At 68.7% G+C, this 20,205-nt stretch carries 20 protein-coding genes and 1 riboswitch; of the genes, 12 read left to right on the top strand and 8 right to left on the bottom strand.

The window, feature by feature from the left end; translation table 11 throughout:
- Window positions 1–19 precede the first annotated feature (19 nt).
- Window positions 20–808, top strand: a complete 789-nt coding sequence (locus U5N23_RS00470; protein WP_322590912.1) for an SDR family oxidoreductase — start codon at window positions 20–22, stop codon at window positions 806–808.
- 116 nt (window positions 809–924) lie between these two features.
- Here U5N23_RS00470 and U5N23_RS00465 read toward each other — a convergent pair whose 3' ends face one another.
- Window positions 925–1,485 (bottom strand): RNA-binding protein, encoded by a 561-nt coding sequence (locus U5N23_RS00465; protein ID WP_322590911.1) that lies wholly within the window; start codon window positions 1,483–1,485, stop codon window positions 925–927.
- Window positions 1,486–1,811: 326 nt separating this feature from the next.
- The gene (locus tag U5N23_RS00460) at window positions 1,812–2,207 is read right to left on the bottom strand and encodes an RNA-binding protein (protein WP_322590910.1); all 396 of its coding nucleotides are present in this window, start codon (window positions 2,205–2,207) and stop codon (window positions 1,812–1,814) included.
- 241 nt (window positions 2,208–2,448) lie between these two features.
- A riboswitch (yybP-ykoY riboswitch) is annotated at window positions 2,449–2,641 on the top strand.
- A gap of 11 nt (window positions 2,642–2,652) precedes the next feature.
- Here U5N23_RS00460 and U5N23_RS00455 point away from each other — a divergent pair.
- The 4 genes from U5N23_RS00455 (at window position 2,653) to U5N23_RS00440 (ending at window position 6,346) form a co-directional block, all read left to right on the top strand.
- On the top strand, window positions 2,653–3,225 hold the full coding sequence (locus U5N23_RS00455) for a TMEM165/GDT1 family protein (RefSeq protein ID WP_322590909.1): 573 nt from the start codon (window positions 2,653–2,655) through the stop codon (window positions 3,223–3,225).
- Window positions 3,226–3,425: 200 nt separating this feature from the next.
- Entirely contained in the window at window positions 3,426–4,556 is a 1,131-nt protein-coding gene (metX, locus tag U5N23_RS00450) for a homoserine O-succinyltransferase MetX (RefSeq protein WP_322590908.1), read from the top strand.
- Window positions 4,553–5,137, top strand: a complete 585-nt coding sequence (metW, locus tag U5N23_RS00445) for a methionine biosynthesis protein MetW (protein WP_322590907.1) — start codon at window positions 4,553–4,555, stop codon at window positions 5,135–5,137. The genes metX and metW overlap by 4 nt, the downstream gene beginning before the upstream one ends.
- 81 nt (window positions 5,138–5,218) lie before the next feature.
- Window positions 5,219–6,346, top strand: coding sequence for a glycerophosphodiester phosphodiesterase (locus U5N23_RS00440; RefSeq protein WP_322590906.1), 1,128 nt, complete (start codon window positions 5,219–5,221; stop codon window positions 6,344–6,346).
- Here U5N23_RS00440 and U5N23_RS00435 read toward each other — a convergent pair whose 3' ends face one another.
- Both U5N23_RS00435 and U5N23_RS00430 read right to left on the bottom strand, forming a co-directional pair.
- Window positions 6,347–6,958 (bottom strand): NAD(P)H-dependent oxidoreductase, encoded by a 612-nt coding sequence (locus U5N23_RS00435; protein ID WP_322590905.1) that lies wholly within the window; start codon window positions 6,956–6,958, stop codon window positions 6,347–6,349.
- A gap of 94 nt (window positions 6,959–7,052) precedes the next feature.
- Window positions 7,053–7,490: a MerR family transcriptional regulator gene (locus U5N23_RS00430; RefSeq protein ID WP_322590904.1), complete on the bottom strand. Its 438-nt coding sequence runs from the start codon at window positions 7,488–7,490 to the stop codon at window positions 7,053–7,055.
- Window positions 7,491–7,586: 96 nt separating this feature from the next.
- Between U5N23_RS00430 and otnI the strand changes: the two genes are divergently transcribed.
- The 6 genes from otnI to U5N23_RS00400 all read left to right on the top strand — a co-directional run bounded on the left by otnI (window position 7,587) and on the right by U5N23_RS00400 (window position 15,154).
- Window positions 7,587–8,405: a 2-oxo-tetronate isomerase gene (otnI, locus tag U5N23_RS00425; protein WP_322590903.1), complete on the top strand. Its 819-nt coding sequence runs from the start codon at window positions 7,587–7,589 to the stop codon at window positions 8,403–8,405.
- Between the two features lie 135 nt (window positions 8,406–8,540).
- Complete coding sequence (locus U5N23_RS00420) at window positions 8,541–10,514, top strand: methyl-accepting chemotaxis protein (RefSeq protein WP_322590902.1); 1,974 nt, start codon at window positions 8,541–8,543, stop codon at window positions 10,512–10,514.
- Between the two features lie 115 nt (window positions 10,515–10,629).
- Window positions 10,630–11,865, top strand: coding sequence for a GGDEF domain-containing protein (locus tag U5N23_RS00415; protein WP_322590901.1), 1,236 nt, complete (start codon window positions 10,630–10,632; stop codon window positions 11,863–11,865).
- A 108-nt stretch (window positions 11,866–11,973) separates the two neighbouring features.
- The gene (locus tag U5N23_RS00410; protein WP_322590900.1) at window positions 11,974–13,464 is read left to right on the top strand and encodes a M20 family metallopeptidase; all 1,491 of its coding nucleotides are present in this window, start codon (window positions 11,974–11,976) and stop codon (window positions 13,462–13,464) included.
- A 66-nt stretch (window positions 13,465–13,530) separates the two neighbouring features.
- Window positions 13,531–14,058, top strand: coding sequence for a TlpA disulfide reductase family protein (locus U5N23_RS00405; RefSeq protein ID WP_322590899.1), 528 nt, complete (start codon window positions 13,531–13,533; stop codon window positions 14,056–14,058).
- A gap of 190 nt (window positions 14,059–14,248) precedes the next feature.
- Window positions 14,249–15,154, top strand: coding sequence for an alpha/beta hydrolase (locus tag U5N23_RS00400; RefSeq protein WP_322590898.1), 906 nt, complete (start codon window positions 14,249–14,251; stop codon window positions 15,152–15,154).
- A 28-nt stretch (window positions 15,155–15,182) separates the two neighbouring features.
- Here U5N23_RS00400 and U5N23_RS00395 read toward each other — a convergent pair whose 3' ends face one another.
- On the bottom strand, window positions 15,183–15,662 hold the full coding sequence (locus tag U5N23_RS00395) for a YidB family protein (protein WP_322590897.1): 480 nt from the start codon (window positions 15,660–15,662) through the stop codon (window positions 15,183–15,185).
- Between the two features lie 147 nt (window positions 15,663–15,809).
- Entirely contained in the window at window positions 15,810–17,180 is a 1,371-nt protein-coding gene (locus U5N23_RS00390; RefSeq protein ID WP_322590896.1) for a M20/M25/M40 family metallo-hydrolase, read from the bottom strand.
- 140 nt (window positions 17,181–17,320) lie between these two features.
- Here U5N23_RS00390 and U5N23_RS00385 point away from each other — a divergent pair, with 140 nt between their 5' ends.
- Window positions 17,321–18,232 carry a LysR family transcriptional regulator gene (locus U5N23_RS00385; protein ID WP_322590895.1) on the top strand — a complete coding sequence of 304 codons (912 nt, stop codon included), beginning with the start codon at window positions 17,321–17,323 and terminating at the stop codon, window positions 18,230–18,232.
- A 3-nt stretch (window positions 18,233–18,235) separates the two neighbouring features.
- Here U5N23_RS00385 and U5N23_RS00380 read toward each other — a convergent pair whose 3' ends face one another.
- Window positions 18,236–19,411: an MFS transporter gene (locus U5N23_RS00380; protein WP_322590894.1), complete on the bottom strand. Its 1,176-nt coding sequence runs from the start codon at window positions 19,409–19,411 to the stop codon at window positions 18,236–18,238.
- Between the two features lie 22 nt (window positions 19,412–19,433).
- On the bottom strand, window positions 19,434–20,177 hold the full coding sequence (locus U5N23_RS00375) for an SOS response-associated peptidase (protein ID WP_322590893.1): 744 nt from the start codon (window positions 20,175–20,177) through the stop codon (window positions 19,434–19,436).
- Between the last annotated feature and the right edge of the window lie 28 nt (window positions 20,178–20,205).

Here is a 20,205-nt window from a genome sequence, read left to right as displayed (position 1 = left end):
CCCACCCCCCAAGGCCCCCATGACCCTGCAGCAGCGACCCCCACTGGCCTTCATCACCGGCGCCTCCAGCGGCATCGGCCAGGCCCTGGCCCTGCGCTTTCACCAGGCCGGCTACCGCCTGGCGCTGGTGGCGCGCCGCACCGAGGAGGTCAAGGCCTGGGTGATCGCGCAAGGCATAGCTCCCGCAGACTACGAGATCTACGGCGCCGACGTCTCGGTGGTGGACAGCATCGTCGCCGCCGGGCGCGACTGCCTGGTGCGCCAGGGCGCGCCCGATGTGGTGATCGCCAACGCCGGCATCAGCGTCGGCATGGACACGGCGGTGCGCGGCGACATCGACGTCATGGCCCGCACCTTCGCCACCAACAACATCGGCATGGCCGCCACCTTCCACCCCTTCGTCGACGCCATGGTGCAGCGCCAAAGCGGCACCTTCGTGGGCATCGGCAGCGTGGCCGGCATCCGCGGGCTGCCCGGGCACGGCGCCTACTGCGGCAGCAAGGCGGCGGTCATCAGCTACTGCGAGAGCCTGCGCGGCGAGATGCGGCCCCACGGCGTGCGCGTGGTGACCATCTCGCCAGGCTACATCGACACACCGCTGACCCAGCACAACCGCTACGGCATGCCCTTCCTCATGAAGGCCGAGGATTTTGCCGAACGCGCCTTCCGCGCCATCACCGCGGGCGCCAGCTACCGCGTGATCCCCTGGCAGATGGGCGTGGTGGCCAAGCTCATGCGCCTGCTGCCCAACGCTGTGTTCGACAAGGCACTGGCGGGCCGGCCGCGCAAGCGGCGAGTGGACGAGTGACAAGTTGCTGAGTCGCTGGCGCGGCAGTCGTCGGCCTGGGCCGTGCGGCCATGCAAAGCGCGTCCAGAAATGAAAAAAGCCCCCGAAAGGGCTTTGTTGCTGGGAGAGCGCAGGGATCAGTAGCCGCTGTTGCCGCCACCGCCGTAGCCGCCGCCACCACCGCTGCGGCCACCGCCGCCGCCGTTGCGCGAGCCGGAGCCGTAGGGGCTGCGAAAGCCGCCTTCGCTGCGACCGCCGCCTCCGCCGTAGCCACCACCGCCGCCATCACCACGGCCACCGCCGCCGTAACCGCCACCGCCGTCACCACGGCCACCACCGTAGCCGCCGCCACCACCGTAGCCGCCACCGCCGCCGCTGCGGCCACCACCACCGCCGCCATAACCGCCACCACCGCCGCCGCCAAAGCCGCCGCTGCGCGGTGGGCGGGGTTCCATGGGACGTGCTTCATTCACGACGATGCTGCGGCCACCCAGGGGCTGGCCGTTCATGCCGTTGATGGCGGCTTGCGCTTCCGGGTCACTGCCCATCTCGACGAAGCCGAAACCCTTGGAGCGGCCGGTGTCGCGCTCCATCATCACCTTGGCACTGGTCACTGCGCCAAATTGGCCAAAGGCCTGCTCCAGATCGCTGTCGCGCACCGAGTACGGCAAATTGCCAACGTACAGTTTGTTGCCCATCGAGGGACTCCTCAAAAACACATGGATAAAGCGATGGAGTCCCGATACCGCAGCCAGCTAATCTCAATGACGCTCTCAGCGCGAAACTGACGGATCACCGCAAACTTGAGACGGGCAAAACCCGCCAAGCCATTATGCGCCACAAATTTCCCAAAAAAGCAAGCCTTATGGTCTGGGGGGCTACGGTGTGGTGGCATGGTGACAAATGCCACAGCGATGGCAGAAACGGGCGGGTACACGCCGCACGCAGGCATGAAAAAAGGAGCCCGAAGGCTCCTTGTTTTTGTCGTCAGCAAGCCAGGCCTGCCGGGACGGATGTGCGCTGCTTAGTAGCTGCTACGGCCACCGCCGTAACCACCACCGCCGCCGCCGCTACGACCACCACCGCCGCCGTAACCGCCGCCGCCGCCACCACCGTAGCCGCCGCCACCACCACCGCCGCCACCGAAGCCACCGCTACGGGGAGCGCGGGGCTCCATGGGGCGGGCTTCGTTGACCACGAGGTCACGGCCACCGAAGTTGGTGCCATGCACGCCTTGGATGGCGGCTTGTGCTTCGGCATCGCTGCCCATTTCGACAAAGCCGAAACCCTTGGAGCGGCCGGTGTCGCGCTCCATCATGACCTTGGCGCTGCCAACCGAGCCGTACTGGCTGAAGGTTTGCTGCAGGTCTTCGTCGCGGAAGCTGTAGGGCAGGTTGCCCACGTAAAGTTTGTTGCCCATGAAGGACTCCTGAAAAAACATGAAAACGCGATGGAGCCCGACGCAATCAACAAACCTGTGACGACTTCAAAGACGCGAAACTGACCATTCACCGCTAACCTAACTGCCTTGCTGCTGAGCAGAAAAGCGAAGTCATTATTAATCACTTTTGTCGCTTGTGGGGTTTTATTTCAGCAAATGCGTTGGGGGCCTGCTTTTTCATCCGCCGGGGGCGGGCAGGGTTTCACCTTAGATTCATATACAATTGTCGGGTCTTTGGGGAGTAGCCCGTCCGGTCGCGCCATGCGCCGGGGGCATGCGTCAACACACTTGGGTTCCTTGAAACCTATGGCGCATGCGGTTCTTGAGCTGGGCGAGACCATTGACTGCATGCCGATCCAATGGCCGGAGTCGGGGTGCAGTCAATGCGCGTCTCATCACAATCCGGCCGGATTGACCCCACCCCATGGAAGCCTTTTTCGTTTCGACCGCCCTCGTCGCCCTCGCCGAGATGGGCGACAAGACCCAACTGCTGGCGCTGGTACTCGCCGCCCGTTTCCGCAAACCCTGGCCCATCGTTCTGGGCATCCTGGTCGCCACGCTGGCCAACCACGGCCTGGCTGGCGCCGTGGGCGCCTGGGTCACCACGGTGCTGGGCCCGCAACTGCTGCGCTGGATCCTGGGCGCCTCGTTCATCGCCATGGCCCTGTGGATGCTGATCCCCGACAAGCTCGATGAGGAAGAGACCGGGGGCACCCCGCGCTGGGGCGTCTTCGGCACCACGCTGATCGCCTTCTTCCTGGCCGAGATGGGTGACAAGACGCAGATCGCCACCGTGATGCTGGCGGCCCAGTACAACGCCTACCTGTGGGTGGTGGCGGGCACCACGCTCGGCATGATGCTGGCCAACGCGCCCGTGGTGTGGCTGGGCGAGCGCATCACACGGCGCGTGCCGATCCGTGCGGTGCACCTGGTGTCGGCCGGGATCTTCCTGGTGCTCGGCGGCATCGCGCTGTTTGCGCCGCTGGCCTCCGCCTGAGAGGCTGAGAGTCTTTCATCCATGCCCGCCTTGCACGCCAAAACTCCCAGCCTCTGAGGTCGTGCGGCCGTCGCCCGGCTTTGGTATAGTCGTGCCTGCGCCGATTTGCCATAGCTTGCGGGCGCTTTATAAATTCTGCTAAAGACCCGACCGACACCCAAACCCCGGCCTCGTTTTTAGCGATGCCGGGTTTTTTGTTTATGTCGTTCATTGCCACACCCCAGTCCATGCATTTCGAGGAAGCGCTGCCACTGCAGAGTGGCGCCTCCATCCGCGACTACGTGCTGGCCTACGAGACCTACGGCACGCTCAATGCCGAGCGTTCCAACGCCGTGCTGGTCTGCCACGCCCTGAACGCCTCGCACCACGTGGCCGGCGTCTACGAAGGCCAGCCGCGCAGCGAGGGCTGGTGGGACAACATGATTGGCCCGGGCAAGCCGGTGGACACCAACCGCTTCTTCGTGATCGGCGTGAACAACCTGGGCTCGTGCTTCGGCTCCACGGGCCCCATGCACACCCACCCCGACACGGGCGAGGTCTACGGCGCCGATTTCCCGGTGGTGACGGTGGAGGACTGGGTCAGCGCCCAGGCCCGCCTGCTCGACCGCCTGGGCGTCACCCAACTGGCCGCCGTGCTCGGCGGCAGCCTGGGCGGCATGCAGGCGCTGGCCTGGACGCTGCAGTACCCCGAGCGCATGCGCCATGCGGTGGTGGTGGCCAGCGCCCCCAACCTCACGGCCGAGAACATCGCCTTCAACGAGGTGGCGCGCCGCGCCATCGTCACCGACCCGGACTTCCACGGCGGCCACTTCTACCGCCACGGTGTCATTCCCCAGCGCGGCCTGCGCATCGCGCGCATGATCGGCCACATCACCTACCTGAGCGACGACGTGATGAACGAGAAGTTCGGGCGCCAGCTGCGCGAGGGCCTGACGCCCAAATACTCCACACAGGACATCGAGTTCCAGATCGAGAGCTACCTGCGCTACCAGGGCGACAAGTTCAGCGAGTACTTCGACGCCAACACCTACCTCTTGATCACGCGCGCGCTCGACTACTTCGACCCGGCACTGCAGTACGGCGGCAGCCTGACCCAGGCGCTGGCCCGCGCCACGGCGAAGTTTTTGCTCATCAGCTTCACCACCGACTGGCGCTTTTCGCCCCAGCGCAGCCGCGAGATCGTCAAGGCCCTGCTCGATAACCGCCGCCGCGTGAGCTACGCCGAGATCGACGCGCCGCACGGGCACGACGCCTTCCTGCTCGACGACCCGCGCTACATGGACACCATGCGCTCGTATTTCGACAGCATCGCCCAGGAGCACCAGGCATGACCGAGAAAGCCACCATGCAGGCGCTGGCGCGCCTGGTCCCCACCGGCTCGCGCGTGCTCGACCTCGGGTGCGGCGATGGCGCCATGCTGTCCTACCTGCAGCGCGAGCGCGGCTGCAGCGGCTACGGCATCGAGATCGCCGACGCCAACGTGCTGGCCTGCGTGCGCCGCGGGGTGGACGTGATCCAGCTCAACCTCGACGAAGGCTTGGCCATGTTCGGCGACAACAGCTTCGACGTGGTGCTGCAGATCGACACCCTGCAGCACCTGCGCAACGCCGAGGTGATGCTGCGCGAGACCGCCCGCGTGGGCCGCACCGGCATCGTCGCCTTTCCCAACTTTGCGCACTGGCCCAACCGCCTGTCCATCCTGCGCGGGCGCATGCCGGTCACGCGGCGCCTGCCCTACCAGTGGTACGACACGCCCAACATCCGCGTGGGCACCTACAAGGATTTCGAGGTGCTGGCGCACAAGAACGAGCTGCGCGTGCTCGAGTCCTTCGGCCTGCAGGACGGCAGGGAAGTGCGCTTTCTGCCCAACGTGATGGCCGGCACGGCGGTGTTCCACTTCGAACACGCCTGAGCGTTCGCAGGCGTGCGCCATGCGCACGTCACGCAACCGGTTTATGGTGGAAGGCTGGAGATAACCGTCCCGGAGAACACCATGCGCCTCGCTCCCCTGAAGACCGTCCTCGCCGCTGCCCTGGCCACCCTGGCCCTGGGTGCGGCCGCCCAGACCGCCTGGCCACCCACCCCCACGGTGATCGCGCACCGCGGTGCTTCGGCCCTGCGCCCGGAGCACACGCTGGCCGCCTACCAGAAAGCCATCGACGACGGTGCCGACATCATCGAGCCCGACCTGGTGATCACCAAGGACGGGGTGCTGGTGGCCCGGCACGAGAACGCCATCGCCATCCTCAACCCCGACGGCTCGGTGAAAGAGGCCACCACCGACGTGGTGGAGCGCCCCGAGTTCGCGGCGCGCAAGGCCACGCGCAGCATCGACGGCCGGGCCATCACCGGCTGGTTCACCGAGGACTTCACCCTCGCCGAGCTCAAGACCCTGCGCGCGCGCGAGCGCATCCCGGCGCAGCGCCCGGCCAACGTGGCCTACAACGGCCAGTTCGAGATCCCCACACTGCAGGAGGTGATCGACCTGGCCCGGGCCCAGAGCGCCAAGCTCGGCCGCACCATCGGCATCTACCCCGAGACCAAGCACCCCACCTATTTCCAGTCCATCGGCATGCCGCTGGAGGCCCCCCTGCTCGCCGTGCTGGAAAAGAACGGCTGGAACCACAAGGACGCGCCGGTGTTCGTGCAGTCTTTCGAGGTGGCCAACCTGCAGGCCCTGCGCAAGCTGAGCACGGTGCGCCTGGTGCAACTGGTCGCGCCCTCGGGCCGGCCCTACGACTTCGTGGCCCAGGGCGCCGCCAACACGCGCAGCTATGCCGACCTGGTCACGGCCGAAGGGCTCAAGCAGGTAGCGACCTACGCCAACGCCGTCGGCCCCTTCAAGACCCTGGTGGTGCCGGTGAAGGACGGTGTGCTCGGCGAGCCCACCGCGCTCGTGGCCAACGCCCGCGCGGCCGGCCTGTCGGTGCACATCTGGACGCTGCGGCCCGAGAACAGCTTTTTGCCCACCAGCCTGCGCCAGGCCCCGGCCAGCGATGCCACGGCGCGCGGCGACAGCAACGCCGAGATCACGGCCTACCTGCGCGCGGGGGTGGACGGCTTCTTCACCGACGACTCGGCCGTGGGCCGCGCCGCCGTGCAGGCGTTCGGCAAGAAGTAATCAGGAGGCCGTCGCCGCAGCCGGGGCCCGCCCGCCGTGCCGCGCGCCCAGCGCACGCGCCTGCCCGACCCAGGTGCCCAGGCGCTTCGCACCGGCCGTGCGCACCGGGCCGAAACTGTGCACCTGCACCGGCCGGATGCCGCAGAACTCCAGGGTGGCCTTCTTCATCTGGTGGTGGCCCGGCATGCGCGTCACCCAGCGGAAGTACCAGGGCGGCGAATCCATGGCCACCAGCAGCTCGGCCGAGCGGCCGGCCAGCAGCTTGTCCCACAGCGAGGAGCCCTGGCGGTACTTGAAGGCATAGCCGGGCAGGAAGACACGGTCGATGAAACCCTTCATCAGCGCCGGCATGGCGCCCCACCAGATGGGGTAGACCCAGACCAGGTGCTCGGCCCAGGTGATGTCGGCCTGCGCGGCCAGCAGGTCGGGCTCCAGCGACTGCCCGCCGTAGTGGCCGGCATGCAGCAGGGGATCGAAGTGCAGGGTGGACAGGTCCAGCCGCCGCACCTCGGCGCCAGCGGCCTGCGCGCCCTCGGTGTAGGCGGTCGCCATGCCTGCGCACAGGCTGTCGAGGGCAGGGTGGCCTAGGATGACCAGAATGCGTTGCGCCACGAGAACTCCCGAAAAGTGGTTGAGTTCCCCATGCTCACCTTGCCCCACGGGACAGAGTCAAGCGGCGGGATCAAGCACTCCGGAAAAAGCGGCTTCAAGCGGTGGCGTGGCCCAGGGGCACCAGTTGGCGCAATGGGCCCAGGGGCGCATCCGGTGCGCCGCAGGCCTGCGGCGTGGCGGGGGCCGCCATGGCATCGCAGGCGTACAGCTCGGCCTCCAGTGCGGCCAGTTGCCCGTCGAGCACCGCCAGGCGCGCCATCTCCTGGGCCAGCGCCGCGCGCCGCTGTGCCAGCAGACCGGCCATGCGCGCCCAGCCGGCACTGCTGTGCAGATCGGGCAGGCCCTCGAGCTGCGCCAGGCTGAACCCCAGGCCCTGGGCCTGGCGGATCAGCTGCACGCGGGCCACGTCGGCCTCGCCGTAGTGGCGGTAGCTGCCGTCGCGCGCCACCGTGCCCAGCAGGCCGCGCGCCTCGTACAGGCGGATGGCCTTGGGCGTGGTGCCGGTGCGTTGGGCAAGTTTTCCGATGCGCATGGGGGCGGTTCCTGAAGGGGGTGGGCGGTGGAGGGGTGGCTCCACCGCAAAATAGTAGCCTACGCAGTCCTGGCCTTCCACCTTTTGCCCACCACCATGCCCCAGTTCGCCGCCAACCTGAGCCTGATGTACACCGAGCTGCCCTTCCTCGCGCGCTTTGCCGCCGCCGCGCGCGACGGCTTCGCTGCGGTGGAATGCCAGTTCCCCTATGCCTTCGACCCGGCCGATCTGGCAGCGCGGCTGGCCGACAACGGCCTGGCGATGGTGCTGTTCAACGCGCCGCCCAGCGGCAGCGAGCGCGCCAGCATGGCCACGGCCTGGGAGCAGCAGGCGCGCGGCACGGCCGCGCTGCCCGGGCGCGAAGCGGAGTTCCGCCGCGGCGTGCAGGAGGCGCTGGAATATGCCGACGTGCTGGACTGCCCGCGCATCCATGTGCTCTCGGGCATGGTGCCGGCCGGGTTGGAGCGCGAATCGCTCAAGAGCCTGTGCGTGGACAACCTGCGCTGGGCCGCGGCCGAGGCGGCGCAGAGCGGGCGCGAGATCCTGATCGAGCCGATCAACCTGCGCGACATGCCGCGCTACTTCCTGAACCGCCAGGACCACGCGCATGAGCTGCTCGACGCCGCGCAGATGGACAACCTCAAGGTGCAGATGGACCTGTACCACTGCCAGATCGTGGAGGGCGACGTGGCCAGCAAACTGCGCCGCTACCTGCCCACGGGGCGCGTGTCGCACCTGCAGGTGGCGGGCGTGCCCGAGCGCCAGGAGCCCGACCGGGGGGAGCTGCACTACCCCTATCTGTTCGATCTGATCGACAGCCTGGGCTATGCCGGCTGGGTGGGCTGCGAGTACCGCCCGGCCGCCGGTACCTCCGAAGGCCTGGGGTGGCTGGAGCGCACCCAGTCGGGCCATTGACCTGCGGCTTTGGCCATGGCGGTACGCAGCTTTGCGTAAGGGAATGCGTGAATAAATGTAACAGTCACTCGGGCGTAGAGTGAATGCAGACCGGCGCAGCCGGCAGTGCACATTCACTTTCAGGAGACAAGCCCCGTGTCAGCCCCCCTTGCCAACAACCGTTCCGTCGCGCGCCAGGTCACGCTCATGGCCATTGCCCTGGTGGCGCTGGTCATGGTGCTCGTGGGCCTGGCCATCGCCGTGCTGACCGAGCGCAACACCCGTGCCCAGTTGATCGCCAGCGTGGGCGACACCGCGCAGAGCGTGGCCCAGTCGCTGGACGCGGCCGACAACACCAACCGCGAGCTGGTGCAGCTGACGATGAAGGGCTTCCAGCGCTATTTCGACGCGGCCATGCACCTGGACGAAGCCACGGGCGAGCTGCGCAGCTATGGCGCGCTGGTCAACGAGGACTATGGCTCGGTGGACAAGTTCGCCAACGAGACCGGCGGCATCGCCACCGTGTTCGCGCGCAAGGGCGAGGATTTCATGCGCATCACCACCTCGGTCAAAAACGACAAGGGCGAGCGCCAGCAGGGCACGCCGCTGGCGCGCACCGACCCGGCCTATGCTGCGGTGAGCAAGGGCGAGCCCTACACCGGCGTCACGGTGGTCAATGGCAAACCTTACATGGGCCACTACCTGCCCACCAAGGACGGCGCGGGCAAGACCACGGCGGTGCTGTTCATCGGCAACGACATCAGCGTGTTCCACACCATGCTGCAAAAACAGGTCGCGCAGACGCGCTTCTTCGAGCATGGCGGCACCTACGTGGTGAACCCTGGCGCCGGGCTCGACAAGGCGAATTTCGTCTACCACCCGAGCGCTGGCGGCAAGCGCGTGCTGGAAGCCTACCCCCAGGCCGGCCCGTTTCTGGAGGCGCTGGCCGCCTCGCAGGACGGCTTCGTGCGCGAGGCCGTGTCGCTGCTGGGGCTGGGTGCAGAGGACCCCTTCGCCCTGGTGCGCAAGACCGCCGGCGGCTGGTGGGTGGTGGCCGAGGTGCCCTACGGCGAGGCCATGGCCGGCCAGCGCCGCGTGACCCTGGCCGTGTGGGCGCTGATGGCGGTGGCCGTGGCGCTGCTGGCCGTGGGCCTGTTCCTGATGCTGCGCCGCGGCGTGAGCCGCCCCCTGCGCGACCTGACCCAGGCCATCACCCTGGTGGCCCAGGGCGACCTGACCCAGGCCTTTCGCACCACGCGGCGCGACGAGATCGGTGCGCTGGTGCAGGAGGTCGAGGGCATGCGCCAGCGCTACACGCAGATGCTGCAGCAGGTGCGCACCGCCGTGGACAGCATCGGCACGGCCAGCGCCGAGATCGCCAGCGGCAACCAGGACCTGTCGGCCCGCACCGAGGCCACGGCCAGCAGCCTGGCGCAGACGGCCCAGAGCATGGACCAGCTCACCGCCACGGTGCGCCAGTCGGCCGACGCGGCGCGCCAGGCCAACCAGTTGGCCAGCAGCGCCGCCGAGGTGGCCGCACGCGGCGGGCAGGTGGTGGGCGAGGTGGTGACCACCATGGGCGAGATCAACCAGAGTTCGCGCAAGATCGCCGACATCATCGGCGTGATCGACTCGATTGCCTTCCAGACCAACATCCTGGCGCTCAACGCCGCCGTCGAAGCCGCCCGCGCGGGTGAGCAGGGCCGGGGCTTTGCCGTGGTGGCCAGCGAGGTGCGCAGCCTGGCCGGGCGCAGTGCGGATGCGGCCAAGGAGATCAAGCAGCTGATCAACGCCTCGGTGGAGCGCGTCGAATCCGGCGCGCGCCTGGTGCACAACGCGGGCACCACCATGGACGAGATCGTCGGCTCGGTGCAGCGCGTGGGCCACATCATCGGCGAGATCACGGCCGCGTCGGGCGAGCAGTCGGACGGCATCGGCCAGGTCAACACCGCCGTGAACCAGCTCGACCAGATGACGCAGCAGAACGCCGCCCTGGTCGAGGAATCGGCCGCCGCTGCCCACAGCCTGCGCGAGCAGGCCACCCGGCTGGCCGGCGCCATCCAGGTGTTCAAGCTCTCGGGCACGCCGGCGCTGGGCCTGTCGGCAGCGGAGGTGCCCGCCCTGCCATAGCCCCGGGGCGTGTTGCGGCACGCCCCCAGTGGCACTTTGTCTGACGGGACTGGCCGGCGCCATCGTTTATCCTGCTCTCTCTGCGGCTTGTGCCGCCCGTCCCCGACTGAGCGCCATGGTTCCCTTCACTGCCGACGTGCCCACCATGCTGGTGATGATCATCCTGTCATCGCTGGCAGCCGCCTTGGCCATGGCGGTCATGACCTGGGGCAAGCGCCGCGAAGGGGTGGAGCTGTGGGCCCTGGGCCTGCTGCTCAATGCCATGGCCTATGCCCTGTTCGCATCGCGCGGCCACATCCATGGCCTGCTGTCCATCGTGCTGGGCAATGTGCTGCTCAGCTGCATGTTCACCTGCCTGGCGGCGGCCCTGCTGCAATTCCAGGGCCGGCCACTGCCGTGGCCCACCATGGCGGTCGCGCCGGTGCTCATGGCCGCCGGCATGGCCTGGTTCATCGACGACTACGCTGCGCGCGTGGTGGTGGCAGGGCTGCTGCTGGGGGGGCTGAACCTGTGGGCCCTGTGGATCCTGTTCTCGCGCCGTGGGTCCACGCCCGGCCGGGGCGCCTGGCTGGTCATGGCCGTGCTGGCCCTGCAGGCGCTGGTGTTCCTGGTGCGCGTGGTCGCAGTCGGCGGCAGCGACCAGCCGGCCACCGGCATCATGCAGTCCAGCGGCGTGCAGACGCTGACCTTCAGCACCACCTTCATCGAGCTGATGGTGGCCACCATGGGCTTCATCTTCATGGCCCGGGACCGGGCGGACGAGGACAACCGCCGCCTGGCCGCGCTGGACCCCTTGACCGGCGTGGCCAACCGGCGCGCAGCGATTTCGGCGCTGGACCGTGACGTGGCGCGCGCGGTGCGCACGCGCGAATCCATCGCGGTGATGATGGTGGACATCGACCACTTCAAGCGCGTCAACGACCACTACGGCCACCCCGTGGGCGACCAGGTGCTGTGCCACGTGGTGAGCATGCTGCGCGACCGCATACGCTCCCAGGACCTGGTGAGCCGCTACGGAGGCGAGGAATTCCTCGTGGTGCTGCCCGACACCGACCTGATCGGCGCCCACCAGTTGGCGCGCCAGCTGTGCGAATCGGTCTCTGGCGCACGCTACCGGCATGAGGGCAAGGAGATCACCGTGACGGTGAGCATCGGCGTCTTCGGCGGCCGGCTGGAGCCGGGCGATAGCTGGGACATGCTGATCTCGGCCGCCGACCGGGCCCTGTACCGGGCCAAGGAGCTCGGACGCAACCGGGTGGAGGCCGCCGTCGCACTGCACCCGCCCTCGGCGCCGTCCTCCCTGGACAGCAACCCCGAGACCCTTCCCGCGTCGGGATACTCCGGGTACTGACAGGGACGCGGCCCATTCCATCCCGGGACAGGGGCCGTTGCCGGGCCATGGCGCGGGCGCGCGCATTGTGTTGGAATGGCGGTTTCATCCCGCCAGAGGAACACCACCATGAACGCCCGCGTCCCCCCCCACGCCCTGCAACCCGCACTGGCGCTTGAGCGGGTGAGCCAGGCGTGGGACACCGACATCCTGCGCCAGCTCACCGACTACATCGCCATCCCCGCCAAATCCCCCGGTTTCGCCCCCGACTGGGCCGAGCTGGGCCTGCTCGACACCGTGGTGCGCAACGCCGCCACCTGGGTGGAGGCGCAGAAGGTGGCCGGCCTGCGCCTGGAGATCGTGCGCCTTGCAGGCCGCACCCCCGTGCTGTTCTTCGAGATCGACGCCACCGCGCCGGCCTCGACCCAGACCGTGCTGATGTACGGCCATCTGGACAAGCAGCCCGAGTTCTCGGGCTGGCGCAATGACCTGGGCCCCTGGACGCCCAAGTACGAGGACGGCAAGCTCTATGGCCGCGGCGGTGCCGACGACGGCTATGCGGTGTACGCCAGCATTGCCGCCGTGCAGGAGCTCAAGCGCCAGAACGTGCCGCACCCGCGCATCGTGGGCCTGATCGAGACCTGCGAGGAAAGCGGCTCGGGCGACCTGCTGCCCTACATCAACGCCCTCAAGCCCCGCATGGGCGACGTGGCGCTGGTGGTCTGCATGGACTCGGGCGCCGGCAACTACGACCAGCTGTGGCTCACCACCAGCCTGCGCGGCATGGCCAGCGGTACGCTCAAGGTAGAGGTGCTGACCGAAGGCATCCACTCGGGCGACGCCTCGGGCCTGGTGCCATCGTCGTTCCGCATCATGCGCCAGGTGCTCGACCGCCTGGAAGACAGCGCCACCGGCCGCCTGCTGCCCGCCAGTTTCCACTGCGAGGTGCCGGCCGACCGCCTGGCCCAGGCCCGAGCCACCGCCGCCATCCTGGGCGAGGAGGTATACAGGCGCTTCCCCTGGGCGCACTACGACTGCGGCGGCTCCACCGCCTTTGCGCTGCCCACCACCACCGACCCGCTGCAGGCCCTGCTCAACCGCACCTGGACACCCACGCTCAGCGTGACCGGCGCCGAAGGCTTCCCGGCCCTGCAGGATGCCGGCAACGTGCTGCGCCCCTACACCGCCTTCAAGCTCAGCCTGCGCCTGCCCCCGCTGGTGGACGCGGCCCAGGCCGTGCAGGAGCTCAAGGCACTGCTGGAGGACAACGCGCCCTACCAGGCCCGGGTCACCTTCGACCATGGCGGCGGCGCCACGGGCTGGAACGCCCCGGCCACCACGCCCTGGTTCGAGCAGGCGCTCAACGAGGCATCCCAGGCGCACTTCGGTGCGCCCTGCGGCTACATCGGGCAGGGCGGCACCATCCCGCTGATGAACATGCTCAGCGAAGGCTTCCCCCAGGCACAGATGATGGTCTGCGGCGTGCTCGGCCCCAAGAGCAATGCCCACGGCCCCAACGAGTTCCTGCATGTGCCCTATGCCAAGCGCCTCACGGCCTCGGTGGCCCACGTGATCGCGGCCATGGCCGCCGAGCAGACCGCGCCAGCCACCCCGGCCTGACCCTTCCTCTGGTGCCCTGCCTTGGCGGGGCGCCGGTTCACCGCTTCCCTGTTGCAGGCCCTGATGATGGACAAACGCGCTTTTCTGCAGACCTTCGCCACCTCGGCCCTGGCATCCACCCAGGTCGGTGCCTGGGCCCAGCCTGCGCCCCCTCCCGCACCGGCAAAGGGTGCGCAGCACCAGCTGTCCGGCACCGGCAGCGATGGCAAGCCGGTCATGCTCTCCGACTTCAAGGGCAAGGTCTGCCTGGTGAGTTTTTTCACCGCCGGCTGCGCCCTGTGCGTGAACGAGCTGCGCCTGATGCGCGAGTTCTACACCAACAACCGCCAGCGCGACTTCGTTCTGCTGGGCGTGAATCTGGACGACAAGAGCGCGGATTTCATGCAGTACATCGACCTGCTCAAGGTGTCCGTGCCGGCCGAGCAGCGCTTTCCCATTGCCTGGCGCAATGCCCCGGGCCACCAGGACAGCTTCGGCGCCATCACGCGCCGGCCCACGCACTACGTGCTCAACCGCCAGCACCAGCAGGTGCTGCGGCGCGAGGGCAGTTTCCAGCCCACCGACTGGGACGATCTCTGGATCTCGCTGAACTAGGGCCTGTTAACCGGCCCTGAACCGTTGGGTACTCGCCATGGCCCGGACCTGCCAGGGCCTGGCCTTGCATGAAATCCATTGACGGCGCTGCACGGCCCCGTCACGATGCCTGCATGCGGCAGATGGCCGCCTGCGTGACCCCTTCCTGACCGCCCTTGCGCTACGCCGCTCAATTCTGCCGCCTTGTCCGATGACCGAACCCGTTGCCTCCACCCTGACCACCTTCACCGCCAGCGATGGTGAGAACCTGGCCGTCCAGGACTGGCCGCTGGCGCCGGGCCAGGCCCAGCGCGGCACCGTGCTGCTGATACATGGCCTGGGAGAGCATGTGGGCCGCTACGACGCGCTGGCGCGGCGGCTCGGTGGCTGGGGTTTTGCCGTGCGGGGCTACGACCAGTACGGCCATGGCGAATCGAGCGGGCCGCGCGGCGGCCTCACCTCCGACAGCAGGCTGCTCGACGACCTGGCCGACATGGTGGACGCCCTGCGCGCACGCACCCCCGAGGGGCTGCCCCTGGTGCTGCTGGGCCACAGCATGGGCGGGCTGGTGGCCTCGCGCTTCGTTGCGCTCGGCGTGCGGCCTGTGGATGCGCTGGTGCTGTCGTCACCTGCGCTGGACCCCGGCCTGGGCGCGGTGCAGAAGCTGCTGCTGGCCACCCTGCCGCGCCTGGCCCCCAACCTGCGCGTGGGCAACGGCCTCGATGCGCAGTACCTGTCGCACGACAGCGCCGTGCCCAGCGCCTACCTGGCAGACCCGCTGTGCCATGACCGCATCAGCGCGCGCCTGGCACGCTTCATTGCCGATGGCGGCCCGGCCACCGTGGCGGCAGCAGCCCAGTGGAAAGTGCCGACCCTGCTGATGTGGGCCGGCAGCGACAAACTGGTGAACCCCGCCGGCAGCCGCGCGTTCGCGGCCGCGGCGCCCAGCGCCCGGGTGCAGTCGCGCTGCTTCGAGCCGCTGTACCACGAGCTGTTCAACGAACGCTCCGACCTGGCCGCCCCCGTGTTCGACACCCTGCGCCAGTGGCTGGACATGCGCTGCCCGGCACGCGCCGACCGCCCCCAGGCCCGGGACCGGATCGCTTCCGTCGCCTGATCCCGATCCGCCAAGGCCTGCGGCGGGCTTACTTGCTGAGCAGGCCGCCCAGCATGCCGAACAGGTCGCGGCTCTGGCCCAGGCCGCCCTGGGGCGCGTGGCCCTGCGGCGTGAGTTGGTCGAGCAGGCCGGGCAGCACCTGCGCCAGCTGGTTGGCGGCATCCGTCTGGCCCACGCCCAATTGCGACGCCACCTGCGACAGCGGGCCGGAACCGAGCACGCGCGAGAGCTGGTCGCCCGAGATGGCCTGGTTGGCCCCGCTGCCCAGCCATGAGGCGATGATGTCGCCCAGCCCTGCCTGCTGGAATCTGGCCACCAGGCCCGGCAGGCCGCCGACCGGGCCGTCATTGCCCACCAGGGACAGCACCGCCTGGATGAGCTGCGGGTTCTGCGCGGCCAGCGCCACCACGCCCGCGAGGCCGCCACCACCTTGCGCGGCCGATGCACCGCCATGGCCCTGCGACGCGTTCTGAATGACAGCGCCCAGCACTGAATCGAGCAAACCCATGGTGATCTCCTGAAAAAGGTCAGGGCAGGGCCGAAGCGGCCCGCCACCCGGCGATGGTACGCAGGCCAGGGCCGGCCTTGGTGTCAACAATGGTGAATTGTTCTACTGCGGGTGGCCGGTCGATAGGAGACCGGCGCCCCTGCGGCCTCATTTGCTGCGCGCGGGGCGCTTTTCGAGCAAGGGCTGGCTGATGCCCTGCACGCCGACCAGGCCGAGCACGGTGACCAGCGAGTTCTGCGCACCCTTCCAGGCGTCGGTCAGGTCGATCCATTCCGACAGGGCATGGAAGCCGCCGGTCTTGCCGCCGCCGCCGATCACGATGGCCGGGATGCCCAGGGACATGGGCACGTTGGCGTCGGTGCTGGCGCCGCTGAGCACCGTCTTGTGGCCGAACGCGTTGTTGGAGCGCACGGCGGCCTCGACCAGGACCGTGTCCACCGCCGTACGGCCCCCAGGGCGGTCGCCGATCAGCTTGCTGGACGCGCTCAGCGTGCCCACGCCCCAGCGCTTGTTCTCTTCCGCCACGGCCTCGTCCACGGCGGCCAGCACCTGCTTTTCGGTGGCCAGCAGCGGCTCCATCGCGTCGGAGCGGATGTCCACGGCCATGCGCGCATCGGGCGCAATGGTGTTCACCGAGGTGCCGCCACCCACCGTGCCCACGGTGAAGGTGGTCTTGGGCGTGGTCGGTGTGCGGATCTCGGAGATCTTGGCGATGGCCCGGCCCATGCCGTGGATGGCGCTCGGCACCTGGCCGAAGGCGGCGAAGCTGTGGCCCCCCGGCCCCTTGAACGTGACCTCATGGCGGTGGCTGCCCGTGCCCTGCATCAGCACGGTGCCATCGGGCGCGGGCTCCAGGGCCACCATGCCGTCGATGTCCAGGTGCTCGGCGAACAGGTGCTTCATGCCGCGCAGGTTGCCGAGTTCCTCCTCGCCCACGTTGCCCACGAACACCAGGTCACCCACGGTGGCGATGCGGTTGTCGTTGAGCACCTTGAGCCAGGACAGCAGCACGGCCAGGCCGCGCGTGTTGTCGGAGATACCGGGCGCGTACAGGCGACCGTCGCGCTCCTTGACCTTCACGTCGGTGCCGGCCGGGAACACCGTGTCCATGTGGGCCGAAATCACCAGCTTGGGCCCCTGGCCGGTGCCCTTGCGCACCCCGACCACGTTGCCTTCGGCATCGATGGCGGCGCTGGTGAGGCCCAGCGCCTTCATGCGGCCCAGGAAGGCTTCGGCACGCTTTTGCTCCTTGAACGGTGGCGCCTCGATCTCGGTGAGCATCTTCAGATCGCCAATGGAGCGCTCATGGTCGGCCTTGACGGCCTCGAGCAGCTTCTGGATCTGCGGCGCCGCCAGGAGCTGGGTGTAGGCCTGGTCCACGGCGGGGCGCAGTTGCGTGGGGGTGGGAGCGACGGCCTGGGCATGGGCAGTGCCCGCGAGCAGGGTGGCGACGGACAGCGACACGGCGCTGGCGGCGAAGGCGGCGAAGGCGAAACGGCTGACAGAGAATGGGGTCATGGTGAAAGGAAAATTGACAATCGGAATGCGCAGCGGGTGGACGGCTCCAAGGCCGTGCCACCTTGTTGATCGAGCAATTGTTGGGCCGCAAGGGGGCTTTGCGCTCTGCTTTAATCTGGCAACCCGTCAGTTTTTCTTACATGCACCGCCATATCCCTAGCACCCGCGCCCTGCTGATCTTCGACGCCGTGGCACGCCACCACGGCGTGGGCAAGGCCGCCCAGGAGCTGTTCCTGACGCACAGCGCCGTGAGCCAGCAGCTGCGCCAGCTTGAAGGCCAGCTCGGCCTGCAACTGGTGCGGCGCAGTGCGCGCGGCACCGACCTGACCGAGGTGGGCCGGCGCTACCACGCGCAGATCACGGGCGACCTGCTGCGCCTGCAGAACCACACGCGCGAAGCCATGGCCCAGCGCGCCGACGGCACCAGCCTGCAGCTGGGCTGCGTGCCGGTGTTCGCCGAGCGCTGGCTGCTGCCGCGCCTGCCCGCGTTCCTGGCCGAGGAGCCGGCCTGCAGCGTGCACCTGCAGGTCTACCCCACGCAGACCTACATGGCCGAAGTCCCGTTCGATGTGGCCGTGCAATACGACGATGCGGCCTGGCCCGGCGCCCTGCAGCAGCCCCTGCTGCGCGAGACCTGCGTCGCCGTCTGCGCACCCGGCTCGCGCCACCGGCGCGCCATGGCGCGTGGCGACTTCAGTGCCGTGCCGCTGCTGCAGCTCAGTTCGCGCCTGGGGGCCTGGGACGACTGGTTCGGCCACGCGGGCATCGCCCACACACCGGCGCACAGCCTGGGCGGGCACCGCTTCGACCTGTTCTCGATGCTCGTGGAAGCGGTGCGCGCGGACCTGGGCGTGGGCCTGGTGCCGCAGTACTTCGTGCAGCGCGAGCTGCAATCGGGCGAGCTGGCGCTGGCCCATCCCTTCGTCGACAGCGGCCTGCGCGGCTACAGCCTGTTCGTCGCACGCGAACGGGCGCAGGAGCGCGCCATCGCCGCCTTCGTGCGCTGGCTCACGCAGGCCGTGGCTGCGCAAGCGCCCGCCACGGCACCCTGACGCTCAGGCCCTGCGGCGCTGCTGCACTGCCAGCCACGCCAGGCCTGCGCCCGTGACCGCGATGGGCACCAGCGAGCCCGCGTTGAGCAGCGTCCAGCCCTGGGTGGTGACCAGCACGCCCGACGAAAAGGCACTCACTGCCAGCGTCGCGAAGACGCAGAAGTTGATGGCGGCCTGGGCGCGGTCCTTCTCTTCGGGCCGGTAGGCCGTCATGGCCAGCGTGGTGGCGCCGGTGAAGAGGAAATTCCAGCCCACGCCCAGCATGAACAGCGCAATGCCGAAGTGGTGCAGCTCCACCCCCGACAGCGCCACGGCCACGCAGGCGAAATTGAGCAGCACGCCCGTGCCCATCACGGGCAGCACCCCCAGGCGCTTGATCAGGTGGCCGGTGAAGAAGCCCGGCGCGAACATGCCGATCACATGCCACTCGAGCACCAGTGCCGCCTGGTCGAAGGCGAAGCCGCAGACCTGCATGGCCAGCGGCGTGGCCGCCATCAGCAGGTTCATCACGCCATAGCCCAGCGCGGCTCCCAGGATGGCCACCACGAAGGCGGGCTGGCGCATCAGCTCGGCCAGCGGCCGGCCGGTCTGCGGCTGGCCCGCTGCATTCAGCACCACCGGCAGCTTCTCGAAGCGGATGGCCGACATGGCAACCATGGCCAGCAGGGCCACGCCCATGAGCGCGAGGTAGGCGCCGGCAAACGGCACAGCGAACAGCGTGCGCGTGGCGCTGGCCAGGTTGGGGCCGGCCACGGCCCCCAGCAAGCCGCCGGCCAGCACCAGGGACACCGCCTTTTCGCGGTAGGCCGGCGCAGCCAGTTCGGCGGCGGCAAAACGGTACAGCTGGCCATTGGCGCTGTAGTAGCCGGCCACCACGGTGGCCGCGCACAGCAGCCAGAACTGCGCGCTGAAAGCAGCCCAGGCGCACAGCGCCGCGGAGAGCATGGCCACGGCCAGGCCGATCTGGAACGACACCTTGCGCCCCCAGCGTGCCTGCGTGGCCGCCACCAGCGCGGTCGACAGCGCGCCGCCCACCACGTAGCCCATCACCGGCAGCGTGGCCATCCAGCCATAGGGCGCCAGTTGCAGGCCGACGAGCCCGTTGATGGCGATGAAGACGACGTTGTTGGTGAGGAAAAGGCCCTGGCACAGGGCCAGCAGCCAGAGGTTCTTGTTCATGCAGCACAGGCCCGTGGGCCGATCACTCCAGCCAGCCCTTGGGCACCTTGTCGGCCTTCTTTTCCAGCGGGTTGGCGGTGAGCCACTGGGCCGGGTACTGGCGCATGAACTCCTTGGCCTTTTCCTGACGCGCGCCGAGCCAGGCGTCGTAGGCGCCTTCGTTGAGGATGGCGGGCATGCTCTTTTCGCTGCCGGGCTGCTGGTAGCGGTGCATGAGGGCATGGTTGTTGGCATTCACCGTGAGCAGTGCGTAGCTGAGCAGCACTTCGCCATCCGGCCCCTGCCAGCGTGCCCACAGGCCCGCCACACCCATGGGCTTGCCATCCACCCGCGTGATGCGGGTGGGAACGGCCTTGCCGGGGCGAAAGTCGTCCTCGTAGAAGGCGGCCATGGGCACGATGCAGCGCTGGCCATTGAGCCAGGCGTCACGAAACGCCGTGCCGGTGGAGGCCGTGTCGGACTTGGCATGCGCCAGCTTGGGCGCACGCAGCTTGCCGTCGGACGCCGATTTGACCCAGTGCGGCACCAGGCCCCACTGCGCGGGCACCAGTTCGCGGCGCCGTGGGGCGCGGCTGACTGGGGCTTGCTCCAGCCCCTCGTCCGCGACCACCGAAGCGGACTCGTCCACCATCTGTGCAGCAGCGCGGATGAAAAAGCCGTTCTTGCGCGGCCACAGATGCCGCTCGCCCAGCACTGCAGGGGACTCCACTCCGAAGGATTCGGGGTAGGCGCTGGCGTTCTGCAAGGTTTCGTAGTAGGTGCTCATGCGGCGATGGTACCCGTGCGTGCATCCC

Origin of the sequence: Acidovorax sp. (assembly GCF_034519795.1) — a bacterium.
GTDB lineage: Bacteria > Pseudomonadota > Gammaproteobacteria > Burkholderiales > Burkholderiaceae_C > Acidovorax.
This window is presented reverse-complemented; position numbering and strand designations above follow the sequence as displayed.

What these genes read in the sequence shown, in the direction of transcription:
- otnI (WP_322590903.1), top strand. Translation starts at nt 7,587, where the DNA reads ATGCCCCAGTTCGCCGCCAACCTGAGCCTGATGTACACCGAGCTGCCC.
- metX (WP_322590908.1), top strand. Translation starts at nt 3,426, where the DNA reads ATGTCGTTCATTGCCACACCCCAGTCCATGCATTTCGAGGAAGCGCTG.
- U5N23_RS00410 (WP_322590900.1), top strand. Translation starts at nt 11,974, where the DNA reads ATGAACGCCCGCGTCCCCCCCCACGCCCTGCAACCCGCACTGGCGCTT.
- U5N23_RS00415 (WP_322590901.1), top strand. Translation starts at nt 10,630, where the DNA reads ATGGTTCCCTTCACTGCCGACGTGCCCACCATGCTGGTGATGATCATC.
- U5N23_RS00470 (WP_322590912.1), top strand. Translation starts at nt 20, where the DNA reads ATGACCCTGCAGCAGCGACCCCCACTGGCCTTCATCACCGGCGCCTCC.
- metW (WP_322590907.1), top strand. Translation starts at nt 4,553, where the DNA reads ATGACCGAGAAAGCCACCATGCAGGCGCTGGCGCGCCTGGTCCCCACC.
- U5N23_RS00455 (WP_322590909.1), top strand. Translation starts at nt 2,653, where the DNA reads ATGGAAGCCTTTTTCGTTTCGACCGCCCTCGTCGCCCTCGCCGAGATG.
- U5N23_RS00375 (WP_322590893.1), bottom strand. Translation starts at nt 20,177, where the DNA reads ATGAGCACCTACTACGAAACCTTGCAGAACGCCAGCGCCTACCCCGAA.
- U5N23_RS00440 (WP_322590906.1), top strand. Translation starts at nt 5,219, where the DNA reads ATGCGCCTCGCTCCCCTGAAGACCGTCCTCGCCGCTGCCCTGGCCACC.
- U5N23_RS00405 (WP_322590899.1), top strand. Translation starts at nt 13,531, where the DNA reads ATGGACAAACGCGCTTTTCTGCAGACCTTCGCCACCTCGGCCCTGGCA.
- U5N23_RS00380 (WP_322590894.1), bottom strand. Translation starts at nt 19,411, where the DNA reads ATGAACAAGAACCTCTGGCTGCTGGCCCTGTGCCAGGGCCTTTTCCTC.
- U5N23_RS00430 (WP_322590904.1), bottom strand. Translation starts at nt 7,490, where the DNA reads ATGCGCATCGGAAAACTTGCCCAACGCACCGGCACCACGCCCAAGGCC.
- U5N23_RS00390 (WP_322590896.1), bottom strand. Translation starts at nt 17,180, where the DNA reads ATGACCCCATTCTCTGTCAGCCGTTTCGCCTTCGCCGCCTTCGCCGCC.
- U5N23_RS00465 (WP_322590911.1), bottom strand. Translation starts at nt 1,485, where the DNA reads ATGGGCAACAAACTGTACGTTGGCAATTTGCCGTACTCGGTGCGCGAC.
- U5N23_RS00400 (WP_322590898.1), top strand. Translation starts at nt 14,249, where the DNA reads ATGACCGAACCCGTTGCCTCCACCCTGACCACCTTCACCGCCAGCGAT.
- U5N23_RS00385 (WP_322590895.1), top strand. Translation starts at nt 17,321, where the DNA reads ATGCACCGCCATATCCCTAGCACCCGCGCCCTGCTGATCTTCGACGCC.
- U5N23_RS00460 (WP_322590910.1), bottom strand. Translation starts at nt 2,207, where the DNA reads ATGGGCAACAAACTTTACGTGGGCAACCTGCCCTACAGCTTCCGCGAC.
- U5N23_RS00395 (WP_322590897.1), bottom strand. Translation starts at nt 15,662, where the DNA reads ATGGGTTTGCTCGATTCAGTGCTGGGCGCTGTCATTCAGAACGCGTCG.